This window comes from Bacillus sp. 05T22 (assembly GCF_056396765.1).
Map to the genome: position 1 here is coordinate 1 of NZ_JBFTMC010000062.1, position 14,140 is coordinate 14,140.

Genomic DNA, 14,140 nt, shown 5'->3' on the forward strand with positions numbered 1-14,140 from the left:
ATCTAGTTTTGAAGGAATATGCCTTCAATAGTTTGGTGATGATGGCAGAGAGGTCACACCCGTTCCCATACCGAACACGGAAGTTAAGCTCTCTAGCGCCGATGGTAGTTGGGACCTTGTCCCTGTGAGAGTAGGACGTCGCCAAGCAATTAAAGCACGAGTCGATTGACTCGTGCTTTATTATATTTTCAGGTGAAAAGATAATAAAAGTACTGTGGAAGAAAGTTTAATTTCATCATGTGGGTGACAAACACATTGCCCAAATAGGATTCATATCATACATATATAACGAAACGATGTATATTTTCCAGAAAAGTGTCAAGGAATAGAAGTAAGTATATTTTAATTCAAAATAGAGGGGAGGAATATCCTACATCGTTTTCATTTAGAGAAAAATGATTAGGATAAAGATATGAAAATAAAACATGAGGTTTGCATTGTATGTGGGAATAGGAAAGATGATGGTATACATGTACACACAAGTTTTATATGTGATGCTTGTGAACGGGACATGGTAGAAACTGAAACGAATGACCCTAAATATATATACTATTTAGAACAACTGCGAAAAATCCAAATATCATATTCATAAATAGGCGTACATGCCTATTATTTTTTTTGCCATAATATCTCTGTATAATAGATAGAGAATGAAAAGTAAGGAAGAGATAAACATGAATCAAAATCGAATACCATTATATGAGACGTTACTCCAGTTTAAAAATAAAAAGCCTCTATCTTTACATGTTCCGGGACATAAAAATGGTTTGAATTTTCCGGAGCAGGCACAAGCAGGTTTTAGTGATGTACTTTCTATTGATGTAACGGAATTAACAGGATTAGATGATTTGCATAGTCCGTTTGAATGTATAGATGAAGCACAGCAATTATTGGCTGATGTATATAATGTAAAAAAGAGTTATTTTTTAATTAATGGTTCTACAGTTGGAAATTTGGCAATGATTTTATCATGCTGTGAGGAGCATGATATTGTTCTTGTACAAAGAAATTGCCACAAGTCCATTATTAATGGCTTAAAGTTAGCTGGAGTGAATCCAGTATTTTTAGAGCCTTGGATTGATGAATTGTATGGCGTCCCAGTTGGAGTTCAGCATGAAGTCATTAAGGGAGCTATTGAACGATACCCAGAAGCAAAGGCATTGATTTTAACACATCCCAATTATTATGGTATGGGAGTTGATTTAAAGGAAAGTATTATGTGTGCACACGCAAATAAAATTCCTGTTTTAGTAGATGAGGCACATGGAGCTCATTTTTGTATAGGAGAGCCGTTCCCTAATTCAGCATTAGAATACGGTGCTGATATAGTTGTACACTCGGCGCATAAAACATTACCCGCCATGACTATGGGTTCTTATTTACATATCAATAGTAATTTAGTTCATGAAGAAAAAGTTTCTTCTTATTTAAGTATGTTACAATCTAGCAGTCCATCTTATCCGATTATGGCTTCATTAGATGTGGCTCGCTTTACATTAGCAAATATGAAGGAGAAGGGCTGTCATAAAATTGTGGAGTTTGTGAGGCAATTTAGGGAGGGATTGCAGGATATTCCACAAATCGCTGTTTTGCAGTATCCTTTGCAGGATGAGTTAAAGGTTACGGTACAAACACGCTGTGAGCTGTCTGGATATGAATTACAATCTATATTTGAAAAGATAGGTATATACGCAGAAATGGCAGATCCATATAATGTTCTATTTATTTTACCATTGCAAGTAAATGAGCAGTATATGAAAGCGATAGAGGTAATACGGTCGGCATTACGTAACTATACGGTAACAGACAAGATATCATCGATTCGGTATACTTACAAAGGGGGATTTTCTTCTTTACCATTTACTTATAAGCAATTAGAAAAGTATAAGAAAAAAGTTGTACCTTTACAAGAAGCCGCCGGGATGATTGCAGCGGATATGGTTATCCCGTATCCACCGGGTATTCCATTGCTTATGTATGGAGAAAAAATTACTACGGAACACATCAAACAAATTTCTTATTTAGAAGAAACGGGTGCTCGTTTTCAAGGAAATGTAAAATATATGAATGTGTATGATATAGAAAGTAGGTTTTAGGATGAAGGGATTATTTGTAACAATTGAAGGACCAGAGGGTTCAGGTAAATCGACATTAATTACAAAGTTATTACCGCACTTTGAAAAGAAAGAACAAAAAGTTATAGCAACGCGAGAACCAGGTGGTATTGCGATTTCAGAAGAAATTCGAGAAATCTTACATAAACAAGAGCACACGATGATGGAAGCACGTACGGAGGCATTATTATATGCTGCAGCACGCAGACAGCACTTAGTAGAAAAAGTTATGCCAGCTTTGGAGAAAAACTACCTTGTATTATGTGATCGTTTTATTGACAGTTCTCTTGCTTATCAAGGTTATGCAAGAGGTCTAGGGATTGATAAAGTATTTGAAATTAATCGGTTTGCAACAGAAGACTGTATGCCTAGTTTGACAATCTATTTAGATATTGAACCTGAAGTAGGCTTGGCACGCATTGAAAAGGATGCTAATCGTGAAGTGAATCGTTTAGATATGGAAAGTATTGAATTCCACAAACGTGTACGTGAGGGATATTTACAGGTGGTAGATCGCTTCTCAGATCGCATAGTTATTGTGAATGCAGATCAACCGATGGAAAAGATTTTGGAAGAAGTTATTCAGCTTGTAGAAGATAAATTGTTATAATAGAAGGAAAGTATAAAACAAGTGAGGTATGCATTATGACGAGAACGTGGGAGCAGCTTTCTGCTATACAGCCCATTGGTGTAAAGATGTTGATGAATAGTATTGCAAAAGGGCGTATATCCCACGCTTATTTGTTAGAAGGTGCAAAAGGAACTGGAAAATATGAAACGGCCATTCAAATGGCAAAAAGTTTTCTTTGTAAACAAAGAAACGGTGTAGAGCCGTGTCATACATGTACGAATTGCCGCCGGATTGATTCGGGTAACCATCCTAATTTACATATTGTAAGACCAGATGGGTTATCTATTAAAAAACAACAAATTCACGATTTACAGGAAGAGTTTTCAAAAACGGGTTTAGAGGCAAATAAAAAGGTATACATTATTGAGCATGCAGATCGAATGACAGCAAATGCTGCTAATACCTTATTAAAATTTTTAGAAGAACCAAGCAGCGATACAACAGCTATTTTACTTACTGAACAAAGTCATCAAATTTTAAATACTATTTTATCTCGTTGTCAAGTTGTGACATTTAGACCTTTGTCTACAGAATCTTTAATTGAGAGACTGCAGGGAGATGGAATTGCAGTTTCTTTATCTACCCTTGCTGCACAGCTTACGAATAGTTTTGAGGAAGCATTATTACTGTGTAATGATGAATGGTTTGCACAAGCACGAGCTTTAGTGATAAAATTATGTGAAGCGCTCGAAAAAGATACAACCTCTCTTTTTTTTGTACAAGAAAAATGGGGGAAACACTTTGGAGAGAAGGAACAATTACAACAAGGTTTAGATATTGTTGCGGTTGCAGGAGGGATGACCGTTTTGTATGATGTAGTAGGTGTTCGCTTTAAGAAGGCCGGAAAAGTGTATTACTTTGACCCGAATCAATTCGATATCTCGGAAAATGAATTTGTGATCGTGGAAACTGTACGAGGTATTGAATATGGGAAAGTAGTTATTACAAAAAAGCAAGTTGATGAAAACGATGTGGTACTACCGCTAAAGAAAGTCATTCGCATTGCAAATGAAAATGATCGGACAATTGTTGAAGAGAACAAACATGCTGCAAAAGAAGCATATCAAGTTTGTCAACAAAAGGTAGGGGAACATAAACTTGATATGAAGCTTGTAGACGTAGAATATACGTTTGATCGTAATAAGATTATTTTCTATTTTACAGCGGATGGTCGTATTGACTTTCGTGAACTTGTAAAAGACTTAGCTGCAATTTTTCGGACAAGAATTGAGCTAAGACAAATTGGTGTTCGCGATGAAGCAAAAATGCTTGGTGGTATTGGTCCGTGCGGCCGTATGCTTTGTTGTTCTACATTTTTAGGTGATTTTGAACCTGTATCCATTAAAATGGCAAAGGATCAAAATTTATCATTAAATCCTGCGAAAATTTCTGGCTTATGTGGCCGATTAATGTGTTGCTTAAAATATGAGAATGATGAGTATGAAGCGGCAAAAGAGCAACTTCCTGATTTAGATCAACGTATACAAACACCGCATGGTCTTGGACGCGTTATCGGATTAAATATTTTAGAAAGATTAATTCAAGTGGAACTAGTAGACAAGGAACGGATAGTAGAATATACGTTAGATGAATTAATTAATGAAGGGGTCGTTTCGAGTCAAACCACAGATTAATGAGGTGGGTGCTTGTGGAGAAAAAGGATATTTTTGCAGCGGTTTCCAGTATGGAAGAGCAAATTGGACATTTATATAAGCAGTTGGGAGAATTAAAGCAACATCTTGCAGAGTTACTTGAAGAAAACCAACATATTAAAATGGAAAATGAAAATTTGCGACGTCGTTTTGAAGAAATACAGAATAAGGAAAAACAAAAAACTCAAAAACGAAAAGAAATGAAGCCTAAAACGGATATTGGTGAAGGCTATGATAACTTAGCACGCCTATATCAAGAAGGTTTCCATATCTGTAATTTACATTATGGAAGTGTACGTAAAGAAGGGGATTGTTTATTCTGTCTGTCATTTTTAAATAAAAAATGAAATTACCTTTCCAATATATTGGAAAGGTAATTTTTTATACATGAGAGTAAAGATAAGATGAAATAGGTCTTAGTTTTACGTTCAAATAGGGTAGGTTAAGTATAAGAAAGGAAATCGTATATGCACTTATATGAAGATGAACGTTTAGATTATTTACTAGCGGAAGAAATGAAAATTATTCAAAGTCCATCTGTGTTTAATTTTTCTTTAGACGCAGTGTTACTTGCGAATTTTGCATGGATCCCGATTCAAAAGGGAAATTTGCTTGATTTATGTACAGGAAATGCTGTTATTCCGCTTTTGTTAAGCACGAGAACGAAAGGGAATATTACAGGGGTAGAAATTCAAGAACGCTTGTATGATATGGGAGTAAGAAGCATCCAGTATAACAAGTTAGAAGAAAGAATCCAGTTAATTCATGGAGACTTAAAGGATATGCCAGAGCAGCTTGGGCGTCATCAATACGATGTTGTAACATGTAATCCGCCGTATTTTCAAACGCCAAAGGCATCTGAGAAAAACATTAACGAGCATTTAGCTATAGCTCGTCATGAAATTATGTGTACATTAGAGGATGTCGTATATGCTAGTAGTCAGCTTGTAAAGCAAGGTGGTAAGGTAGCATTTGTTCATCGTCCAGGTCGATTACTTGATATTGTAACACTAATGAGAAAGTATAAGATTGAACCAAAACGTGTGCAGTTTGTATATCCAAAGGCGGGTAAAGAAGCAAATACGCTACTAATAGAAGGAATTAAAGATGGAAATGCAGATTTAAAAATTTTGCCACCGCTTTTTGTATATGAGGAAAATAATGAGTATACAAAGGAGCTTCGTTCAATCTTATATGGAGAAAAATAAACATTATTTTTATGTAGTAGAATGTTCAGATAGGAGTTATTATGCAGGGTATACAAATAATTTAGAGAAACGAATTCAAACTCATAATAGTGGGAAGGGAGCGCGTTATACTCGTGCTAGGCTTCCTGTTGTTTTGAAATATGTAGAGGTTCATGAAGATAAAACTACAGCGATGCAAGCCGAATATCATTTTAAACAGTTAAAGCGAAAAGAAAAAGAAGAATATATGCAAAAAGGAGAACGCTATGTGGCAGCAAAAAAGTTTTCAAGCAAATGAAAAGGGAGCCTTATATTTAGTTCCAACGCCGATTGGTAATTTAGAAGATATGACGTTTCGTTCGATTCGGATATTGAAAGAGGCTGATATCATTGCTGCTGAAGATACGCGGCAGACGAAAAAGCTTTGTAACTATTTTGAAATTGAAACACCAGTTATGAGTTATCATGAGCATAATAAGGGAGTAAGTGGACAGAAAATTTTAGATAAGCTAGAAGATGGAAAAACAGTAGCTCTTGTAAGTGATGCAGGTATGCCTTGTATTTCTGATCCAGGCTACGACATTGTTGTAGAAGCTGTAGAGAAACAATATCATGTTATTCCACTTCCAGGGGCAAATGCAGCCCTTACAGCGTTAATTGCATCAGGGTTAGAAACGAGACATTTTTATTTTTACGGATTTTTGCACAGAAATAAAAAAGAACGTAAGGCGGAATTAGAAAAGCTTCGTTATGTTCCAACTACGATGATGTTCTATGAAGCGCCGCATCGGTTAGATGATACATTAATTTCTATGAAAGAAGTACTTGGAAATAGAGAAATTGTATTGTGCCGAGAACTAACGAAAAAATTTGAAGAATTTATTCGTGGTTCGGTAGAAGAAGCGATTGAATGGACAAAGCAAAATGAGGTTCGTGGTGAATTTTGTATATTAGTATCCGGGTCAAAAGAGGAAGCTGCTCCAGAGGAACAGTGGTGGGAAGCTATATCAGTATACGATCATATCGAACATTACATAAACGAGCAAGGAATGTCTTCAAAGGATGCAATTAAAAAGGCGGCCAAAGATCGAGATTTGTCGAAACGAGACGTCTATCAAATCTATCATGTTGATAAAAAATAAGCTTCTCATAATTGAGAAGCTTATTTTGCTGCTTGAATATATTGATGAAGTTCGTTTAAGATCTGTTCAGCGCCTTCTTTGCTTAAGATAATTTTACCTTCAGCTAAAGAAAGGTTACCATCAGACACTTCACCAGTTACTTGGCAAGTCATGTTAGGCTTATATTTTTTTAGGATGATTTTTTCGTCATCAACGTAAATTTCAAGAGCATCCTTTTCAGCAATACCTAATGTACGACGTAATTCAATCGGAATTACAACACGGCCTAATTCATCAACTTTACGAACGATACCAGTAGATTTCATATTCGTTATCCTCCTCATATTTTGTAAGTTTGCGAGTCTATATTTTAATTCGTCATTTTTCGACAAAATACCCTATGAACATATGATACCAATCATTTACATTTCCRTCAATTCATAAATTTTATATTTTATGAAAGAATTGTAGATTTTTATACTTCTTATATATAATAGAAAATGAAAGAATTACACAAGTGTTTTACTATATTTTTAAATTTTATCAATATTTCAGATAAATTACTGTATATTTTTTTTGAATATGAGTAATAGATGATAAAGATAATCGAGCATTAATTCGTTTTTATGCGTCAGTTTTTGATATACTGTTTATAAATACATATGAGGTCATTTGGGAGGTTCAAAACAATGACAGAGGAAAATAAGACCTTTTATATCACTACTCCAATTTATTATCCAAGCGGAAAGCTTCATATTGGACATGCTTATACAACGGTAGCAGGAGATGCGATGGCACGCTACAAGCGCATGCAAGGATATGATGTTCATTATTTAACAGGTACTGATGAGCATGGACAAAAGATTCAAAAGAAAGCAGAAGAACTACAAGTTACACCACAAGCATATGTTGATAACATTGTAGCAGGAATTAAAGAATTGTGGGGGAAAATGGACATTTCTTACGATGACTTTATTCGGACAACCGAAGATCGTCATAAAGAAGTTGTTGAAAAGATTTTTAAACAACTTGTTGATCAAGGTGATATTTATCTTGATGAATATGAAGGATGGTATTCTGTACAGGATGAAACATTCTACACAGAACATCAACTTGTTGATCCGATTATGGAAGGCGATAAAGTAGTCGGAGGAAAAAGTCCAGATAGTGGCCATGCTGTAGAACTGGTTCGCGAAGAATCTTACTTCTTTAGAATGGGTAAATATGTAGATCGACTACTACAATTTTATGAAGAAAATCCACACTTCATTCAACCTGAATCTCGTAAAAATGAAATGATTAATAACTTCATTAAACCAGGTCTAGAAGATTTAGCAGTTTCTCGTACTTCTTTTGACTGGGGAATTCGTGTGCCAGGTAACCCAAAACACGTTATTTACGTATGGGTAGATGCATTATCTAATTACATTACAGCACTAGGATATGGAACAGATAATGAAGAGAAATATAAAAAGTATTGGCCAGCAGATGTTCACTTAGTAGGAAAAGAAATTGTTCGTTTCCATACAATTTATTGGCCGATTATTTTAATGGCGCTAGATTTACCACTGCCGAAAAAGGTATTTGCTCATGGTTGGATCTTAATGAAAGACGGAAAAATGAGTAAATCAAAAGGTAATGTAGTTGATCCAGTTACGTTAATTGATCGTTATGGATTGGATGCACTGCGTTACTATTTACTTCGTGAGGTTCCATTTGGATCAGACGGTGTATTTACGCCAGAAGGTTTTATTGAGCGAATTAATTTTGACCTTGCAAATGACTTAGGAAACTTATTAAATCGTACAGTAGCGATGATTGATAAGTACTTTAATGGAGAAATTCCTGCTTTTAAAGAAAATGTAACTGAGTTTGATGAAACAGTAGTAACGTTTGCACAGGATACATTAAAAAAAGTAGAAGAAGCAATGGAAAACATGGAGTTTTCAGTAGCATTGAGTTCTATTTGGCAACTGGTTAGCCGTACTAATAAATATATTGATGAAACACAACCTTGGGTATTAGCGAAAGATGAGAATGATCGTGATAAACTTGCGTCCGTAATGGCACACCTTGCAGAAATGCTTCGCCAAATGGGTATTATGCTTATGCCATTCTTGACAGCAACACCAAGTAAAATCTTTACACAACTTGGCCTTACTGATGAAGCTTATCAATCTTGGGATAGCCTTTCTACGATTGGTTGTATTCCAGCTAGCACGAAGGTAGTCAAAGGACAACCAATTTTCCCACGCTTAGAGGTAGAAGTAGAAGTTGAATATATCAAAGAACAAATGAAAGGTTCTGCTCCTAAAGTAGAGGAGAAAAAGGAAGAGGAACCGAAGGCAGAAGAAATTACAATTGATGATTTCTTTAAAGTTGAATTGCGTGTGGCGGAAGTAATAGAAGCAGAGCCTGTAAAAAAAGCAGACAAACTGTTAAAGATTCAACTTGATTTAGGCACAGAAAAGCGACAAGTTGTTTCTGGAATTGCTAAATTTTACACACCAGAAGAATTAAAAGGGAAAAAAGTTATTTGTGTAACGAATTTAAAACCAGTGAAATTACGTGGTGAATTATCACAAGGTATGATTTTAGCAGGCGAAGAAAACGGAGTATTGTCTTTAGCAACAATTGATCAAAATTTACCAAATGGTACAAAAATCAAGTAATCTTGACAAAATAAGAGATGTTTCACGTGTAACATTCGTGGAGCATCTTTTTTTCTTGTCAGGAATCTTTTTAAAAATTCCTTTTTTGTATTAAGATTGTACTATTGTTATTACGTTTTTAGGGAAGAGATTTTTTACTATGATAGAATTTATTTCAAATAAAAGGAGTTATTTGTTATGTTGTTTGATACACATTCACATTTAAATGCAGAGCAATTTGAAGAAGATTTACAGGAAGTTATTGCAAGAATGAAAGAAGCTAGGGTTTCGTATACAGTTGTTGTTGGTTTTGATGAGGTAACAATAAAAAAGGCAATTGAGCTCGCAGAAACGTATGACTTTATTTATGCAGCGGTTGGTTGGCATCCCGTTGATGCCATTGATATGACGGAAGGGCATTTAGTTTGGTTAGAAGAGTTAGCTGCACACCCAAAAGTAGTTGCTCTTGGTGAAATGGGGTTAGACTATCATTGGGACAAGTCTCCGAAGGAAATACAGAAAGAAGTATTTCGTAAACAAATTCAGTTAGCAAAGAAAGTGAAATTGCCTATTATTATACATAACCGTGATGCAACGCAAGATATTGTAGATATTCTAGAAGAAGAAAATGCAGCTGAAGTAGGCGGCATTATGCATTGCTTTAGTGGCAGTGTAGAGGTGGCAAAACAATGTATTGATATGAATTTTTTAATTTCATTGGGTGGGCCAGTAACTTTCAAAAATGCAAAGAAACCGAAAGAAGTTGCAATGGAAATTCCAATGGAAAAGCTGCTAATAGAAACGGATTGTCCATACTTAACGCCACATCCATTTCGTGGTAAACGAAATGAGCCAAGTTATGTGAAACTTGTGGCAGAAGAAATTGCTAACTTAAAAGGTATTTCATACGAAGAGGTCGCAAAGGTAACTACAGAAAATGCAAAAGCTTTATTTGGTGTTGAATAAGAAAGAATGGTGAATTCCATTCTTTTTCTTTTACCCTGCCTCTATTGTTACCTCTCAATGAAGAGACACTAACAATACCCGGAAGGCAATACAAGCTAGCTAACTAACGGATATATTTGTAGGGAAGAAAACAAGTGAGGTTAAAGTGTTACAATAAGAAGAGTAGGCAGAGGATTTTTTCTCCTCTGCTTTTTAAATTGTATCAGTGGGAAAATAATAATGGAAAAGTATTCGTTTTTTTGTTTTACTAAGTAGAGACGAAATCAGTGTGGAGGCAGTCATGAAAATTAAAGAGATTATCGTTGTAGAAGGTAAAGATGATACAGTTGCAATTAAGCGTGCTGTTGATGCAGATACAATTGAAACGAACGGTTCAGCAATCGGTGAACATGTCATTGAGCAAGTAAAATTGGCACAGCAAAAACGAGGCGTTATTATTTTGACGGATCCTGATTACCCGGGAGAGCGTATTCGGAAAATTATTTCTGAAATGGTTCCGGGTTGTAAGCATGCTTTCTTACCGAAAGAAGAGGCACTTGCCAAGAGAAAAAAAGGAGTCGGAATTGAACATGCTTCCAATGAATCCATTCGCCGTGCTTTAGAAAATGTTCACGAAGAAATGGAAGCCTATACGAGCGAAATTAGTTGGAGTGACTTAGTAGATGCTGGACTAGTAGGCGGAGAACAGGCAAAAAGTCGTAGAGAAAAAATGGGTAAACTATTAAAGATTGGTTATACAAATGCGAAGCAGTTACATAAACGTTTACAAATGTTTCAAGTTTCAAAAGAAGCATTTGCGGAAGCATATAAACAAGTATTACAGGAGGAAAAGAAATGAAGGATATCGCAACACCGAATCGTACGAAAGACATTGTTGAAAAGTACGGGTTTTCATTCAAAAAGAGTTTAGGTCAAAATTTCTTAATTGATACAAACGTATTAAATCGTATTGTGGATTATGCAGAAATCGGCCCAGAGAGCGGAGCAATTGAAATTGGCCCTGGTATTGGAGCGTTAACGGAGCAGTTAGCAAAACGTGCTAAGAAAGTAGTCGCTTTTGAAATCGATCAACGACTATTACCAATTCTAGACGAAACATTAGCTCCTTACAGCAACGTAACTGTAATTAATAAAGATATTTTAAAAGCAGATGTACATGAAGTATTCGGAGAGCAGTTCGAAAAAGGACAAGACGTAATGGTAGTAGCAAATTTACCATACTACGTTACAACACCAATTTTGTTTAAATTACTAGAAGAGCAATTACCAGTTCGTGGGTTTGTTGTTATGATGCAAAAAGAAGTGGGAGATCGCTTAGCGGCTAAACCAGGAACGAAAGACTACGGTTCTCTATCTATTGCAATTCAATATTATACGGAGGTAGAAACAGTTATGACTGTTCCGCGCACCGTATTTGTCCCACAACCAAATGTAGATTCCGCAGTTATTCGTCTTTTAAAACGTCCAAAACCAATTGTTGAAGTGAAAGATGAGAAGTTTTTCTTCGAAGTAGTACGAGCAAGCTTTGCACAACGTCGTAAAACGTTGATGAATAACTTATCAAATAATCTAAATGGTTTCCCGAAAGATAAGGAGTTATTAGATCGTATTTTAACGGAAGTAGGCATTGATCCAAAGCGAAGAGGCGAAACATTATCAATCGAAGAATTTGCAGCACTGAGTAATGCATTAGTCTCTCATAAAGTGAAACTTTAATCACCCACTGATTATTAGTTGAACCAATCGGGCTTTTATGGGCAGTTAATCCCCCACCTAACTTCTTTGCTTTCGCTGAATTTTGGAGTGGGGATCTTACTGCCCGCAAATAGCGGGATAAACAATAAAAGGACAGCTCAATTCGAGCTGTCCTTTTTGTCACCCTTTTCACTCTAAATTCATACGTTAAAAACAGAACATGGTTAGTGAGATGGCCTAATGAATTTGGAGGTAGGATAATGGCTGTACATGTTGGAGATTTAGTGGAACGACAATCTTATAACCGAGACATTCTTTTTCGCATTACAGAAATAAAAGGTGAAATTGCAATATTATTTGGAGAAGAAGTCAGACTTGTGGCAGATGCACCGCTTGAAGATTTAATTAGCATTGATCAGAGAGAGTATAAGAAAAGGGAAAAGCGTGAGAAGGAAACGATGGAGCGAACATATCGCCTGTTTCAACAAGACTATGTTTTGATGAAGCAACGTCACGAGCATAATTCTACAGGAGGATATACGAGTGAAGTCAATTATTTTCAAATGCCAGGTAGGGTTTTGCATATAGATGGAGACCCATTATATTTACGGAAATGTTTAGATTTATATACAAAGATAGGTGTTCCAGTTCAAGGGGTACATTGTAAAGAAACAGAAATGCATGAAAAGGTAGTTGATTTAATCGATCATTTTCGTCCAGACATTTTGGTCATTACAGGTCATGATGCATATACAAAATCTAAAGGAGTTATGGGAGACTTAGCAGCTTATCGTCATTCTCGGCACTTTGTACAGGCTGTTCGGGAAGTACGAAAAAAATACCCTTCTTTAGATCAACTTGTTATTTTTGCAGGGGCATGTCAGTCCCATTTTGAAGCATTAATTCGAGCTGGTGCTAATTTTGCTAGTTCACCATCGCGTATTAATATTCATGCATTGGATCCAGTATATGTAGTGGGGAAGATTAGTTTTACTTCATTTATGGAACGCGTAAATGTATGGGATGTTGTTCGAAATACTATTACTGGGCAAAAAGGCCTTGGTGGTATTGAGACCCGGGGACTTTTACGAACAGGATTACCTTTTCAATATTATGAAGAGTAAGCAAGGTATATATGTACCTTGTTTTTCTTATGGGAAAAGTATCAGTTTGTTTGGTGAAAGATGTACCATAAACAAGGATTTATAGGTGCTTGGATAAAAAAAGGTAAGAACGTACAGACTATACAATGATACTTTTATAATATAGTAATTCTTCTATCTATTCGAACGCATTAGGTTCTTGCGAAGATATTGCTTGTTATGTATAGGCAATGATTGGGATAGATATATCATGTATTTATGTATTCACTCTAAATTACAGCGAGGTGTAGCAAAGTATATGTCAAAACGTTTAGATGAAATTAAAAGTGAATTAGATCATCATCTTGGGAAGCGCCTTATGTTAAAGGCGAATAGTGGAAGAAGAAAAACAGTGGAACAATCAGGCGTACTAGCAGAAACGTATCGTTCTGTTTTTGTTGTACAGTTAGATCAACAAGAGGATACATTGCAGCGTGTTTCCTATAGCTATGCAGATGTTTTAACAGAAACGGTAGAATTAACGTTTTATGATGATCCTCAGAACGAGGTTATTTTAGGGTAATTGTCCACTCTGTTACATATATTTCCATAAATAAAAAAGACATTTTTTTGCATACTAATTATACCGTAGCAAAATAAGGAGGGACCTGCATTGAGTAGACGAAGAGGAGTCATGTCAAATCAGTTTAAAGAAGAGCTTGCAAAAGAGCTTGGATTTTATGATGTTGTTCAGAAAGAAGGATGGGGCGGAATTCGTGCGAAAGATGCTGGTAATATGGTGAAACGTGCTATTGAAATTGCACAGCAGCAATTAATGAAACAAAACCAGTAGTTGCAAAATAACTTCTATGCTACGGTAGCCGAGGAGAAATTCCTCGGCTTTTTGCACGCCAAAAGGTATCATCATTTTGCATAAGTAGTTTCATTCTGAATGCTTTTCGTTATAATTAGGGAAGTGTCATCGTCTTACTATAAATTTATGGTAAAATAAACGATAAAAGATTGAGTACATAGAGTGGG

The 14,140-nt window shown here is 35.8% G+C and carries 16 protein-coding genes and 1 rRNA gene; 16 read left to right on the forward strand and 1 reads right to left on the reverse strand.

All coding sequences use genetic code 11. The annotated features are described in order from the left end of the window. Positions 1-31 precede the first annotated feature (31 nt). The 9 genes from rrf (at position 32) to rsmI (ending at position 6,726) form a co-directional block, all read left to right on the forward strand. A 5S ribosomal RNA gene (gene rrf / locus AC1DIT_RS17670) occupies positions 32-147 on the forward strand. A 265-nt stretch (positions 148-412) separates the two neighbouring features. Further along, positions 413-592 carry a sigma factor G inhibitor Gin gene (locus AC1DIT_RS17675; RefSeq protein ID WP_016116889.1) on the forward strand — a complete coding sequence of 60 codons (180 nt, stop codon included), beginning with the start codon at positions 413-415 and terminating at the stop codon, positions 590-592. Between the two features lie 82 nt (positions 593-674). Beyond that, positions 675-2,096, forward strand: a complete 1,422-nt coding sequence (locus tag AC1DIT_RS17680) for an aminotransferase class I/II-fold pyridoxal phosphate-dependent enzyme (RefSeq protein ID WP_016116890.1) — start codon at positions 675-677, stop codon at positions 2,094-2,096. A gap of 1 nt (position 2,097) precedes the next feature. Then, positions 2,098-2,724 (forward strand): dTMP kinase, encoded by a 627-nt coding sequence (tmk, locus tag AC1DIT_RS17685; RefSeq protein WP_016116891.1) that lies wholly within the window; start codon positions 2,098-2,100, stop codon positions 2,722-2,724. A 35-nt stretch (positions 2,725-2,759) separates the two neighbouring features. Continuing rightward, positions 2,760-4,379 (forward strand): DNA polymerase III subunit delta', encoded by a 1,620-nt coding sequence (holB, locus tag AC1DIT_RS17690; protein WP_476998326.1) that lies wholly within the window; start codon positions 2,760-2,762, stop codon positions 4,377-4,379. 14 nt (positions 4,380-4,393) lie between these two features. Beyond that, the gene (yabA, locus tag AC1DIT_RS17695) at positions 4,394-4,744 is read left to right on the forward strand and encodes a DNA replication initiation control protein YabA (RefSeq protein ID WP_016116893.1); all 351 of its coding nucleotides are present in this window, start codon (positions 4,394-4,396) and stop codon (positions 4,742-4,744) included. A gap of 120 nt (positions 4,745-4,864) precedes the next feature. Further along, positions 4,865-5,605, forward strand: coding sequence for a tRNA1(Val) (adenine(37)-N6)-methyltransferase (locus AC1DIT_RS17700; protein WP_016116894.1), 741 nt, complete (start codon positions 4,865-4,867; stop codon positions 5,603-5,605). Then, positions 5,592-5,882: a GIY-YIG nuclease family protein gene (locus tag AC1DIT_RS17705; protein ID WP_018783059.1), complete on the forward strand. Its 291-nt coding sequence runs from the start codon at positions 5,592-5,594 to the stop codon at positions 5,880-5,882. Before AC1DIT_RS17700 ends, AC1DIT_RS17705 begins: the two co-directional genes overlap by 14 nt. Beyond that, on the forward strand, positions 5,851-6,726 hold the full coding sequence (gene rsmI / locus AC1DIT_RS17710; protein ID WP_016116896.1) for a 16S rRNA (cytidine(1402)-2'-O)-methyltransferase: 876 nt from the start codon (positions 5,851-5,853) through the stop codon (positions 6,724-6,726). The genes AC1DIT_RS17705 and rsmI overlap by 32 nt, the downstream gene beginning before the upstream one ends. A 20-nt stretch (positions 6,727-6,746) precedes the next feature. Here the strand turns inward: rsmI and AC1DIT_RS17715 are convergent, their stop codons facing one another. Continuing rightward, on the reverse strand, positions 6,747-7,031 hold the full coding sequence (locus AC1DIT_RS17715; protein WP_016116897.1) for an AbrB/MazE/SpoVT family DNA-binding domain-containing protein: 285 nt from the start codon (positions 7,029-7,031) through the stop codon (positions 6,747-6,749). Positions 7,032-7,394: 363 nt separating this feature from the next. Between AC1DIT_RS17715 and metG the strand changes: the two genes are divergently transcribed. The 7 genes from metG (at position 7,395) to sspF (ending at position 13,952) form a co-directional block, all read left to right on the forward strand. Continuing rightward, the gene (gene metG / locus AC1DIT_RS17720; protein WP_016116898.1) at positions 7,395-9,377 is read left to right on the forward strand and encodes a methionine--tRNA ligase; all 1,983 of its coding nucleotides are present in this window, start codon (positions 7,395-7,397) and stop codon (positions 9,375-9,377) included. 177 nt (positions 9,378-9,554) lie between these two features. After that, positions 9,555-10,322, forward strand: a complete 768-nt coding sequence (locus tag AC1DIT_RS17725; protein WP_016116899.1) for a TatD family hydrolase — start codon at positions 9,555-9,557, stop codon at positions 10,320-10,322. A 280-nt stretch (positions 10,323-10,602) separates the two neighbouring features. After that, positions 10,603-11,160: a ribonuclease M5 gene (gene rnmV, locus AC1DIT_RS17730; protein ID WP_016116900.1), complete on the forward strand. Its 558-nt coding sequence runs from the start codon at positions 10,603-10,605 to the stop codon at positions 11,158-11,160. Further along, positions 11,157-12,038, forward strand: a complete 882-nt coding sequence (gene rsmA / locus AC1DIT_RS17735; protein ID WP_016116901.1) for a 16S rRNA (adenine(1518)-N(6)/adenine(1519)-N(6))-dimethyltransferase RsmA — start codon at positions 11,157-11,159, stop codon at positions 12,036-12,038. The genes rnmV and rsmA overlap by 4 nt, the downstream gene beginning before the upstream one ends. 239 nt (positions 12,039-12,277) lie before the next feature. Beyond that, positions 12,278-13,141 carry a sporulation peptidase YabG gene (yabG, locus tag AC1DIT_RS17740; protein WP_003205440.1) on the forward strand — a complete coding sequence of 288 codons (864 nt, stop codon included), beginning with the start codon at positions 12,278-12,280 and terminating at the stop codon, positions 13,139-13,141. Positions 13,142-13,418: 277 nt separating this feature from the next. After that, positions 13,419-13,682 (forward strand): biofilm formation stimulator Veg, encoded by a 264-nt coding sequence (gene veg, locus AC1DIT_RS17745; RefSeq protein ID WP_018767332.1) that lies wholly within the window; start codon positions 13,419-13,421, stop codon positions 13,680-13,682. A 90-nt stretch (positions 13,683-13,772) separates the two neighbouring features. Further along, on the forward strand, positions 13,773-13,952 hold the full coding sequence (gene sspF / locus AC1DIT_RS17750; RefSeq protein ID WP_016116903.1) for an acid-soluble spore protein SspF: 180 nt from the start codon (positions 13,773-13,775) through the stop codon (positions 13,950-13,952). The last annotated feature ends 188 nt before the right edge of the window (positions 13,953-14,140 follow it).

Coding starts and splice junctions, on each gene's coding strand:
- AC1DIT_RS17715 (WP_016116897.1), bottom strand. CDS start 7,031: ATGAAATCTACTGGTATCGTTCGTAAAGTTGATGAATTAGGCCGTGTT.
- metG (WP_016116898.1), top strand. CDS start 7,395: ATGACAGAGGAAAATAAGACCTTTTATATCACTACTCCAATTTATTAT.
- holB (WP_476998326.1), top strand. CDS start 2,760: ATGACGAGAACGTGGGAGCAGCTTTCTGCTATACAGCCCATTGGTGTA.
- rnmV (WP_016116900.1), top strand. CDS start 10,603: ATGAAAATTAAAGAGATTATCGTTGTAGAAGGTAAAGATGATACAGTT.
- veg (WP_018767332.1), top strand. CDS start 13,419: ATGTCAAAACGTTTAGATGAAATTAAAAGTGAATTAGATCATCATCTT.
- yabG (WP_003205440.1), top strand. CDS start 12,278: ATGGCTGTACATGTTGGAGATTTAGTGGAACGACAATCTTATAACCGA.
- rsmA (WP_016116901.1), top strand. CDS start 11,157: ATGAAGGATATCGCAACACCGAATCGTACGAAAGACATTGTTGAAAAG.
- AC1DIT_RS17705 (WP_018783059.1), top strand. CDS start 5,592: ATGGAGAAAAATAAACATTATTTTTATGTAGTAGAATGTTCAGATAGG.
- AC1DIT_RS17675 (WP_016116889.1), top strand. CDS start 413: ATGAAAATAAAACATGAGGTTTGCATTGTATGTGGGAATAGGAAAGAT.
- tmk (WP_016116891.1), top strand. CDS start 2,098: ATGAAGGGATTATTTGTAACAATTGAAGGACCAGAGGGTTCAGGTAAA.
- rsmI (WP_016116896.1), top strand. CDS start 5,851: ATGTGGCAGCAAAAAAGTTTTCAAGCAAATGAAAAGGGAGCCTTATAT.
- AC1DIT_RS17680 (WP_016116890.1), top strand. CDS start 675: ATGAATCAAAATCGAATACCATTATATGAGACGTTACTCCAGTTTAAA.
- AC1DIT_RS17700 (WP_016116894.1), top strand. CDS start 4,865: ATGCACTTATATGAAGATGAACGTTTAGATTATTTACTAGCGGAAGAA.
- AC1DIT_RS17725 (WP_016116899.1), top strand. CDS start 9,555: ATGTTGTTTGATACACATTCACATTTAAATGCAGAGCAATTTGAAGAA.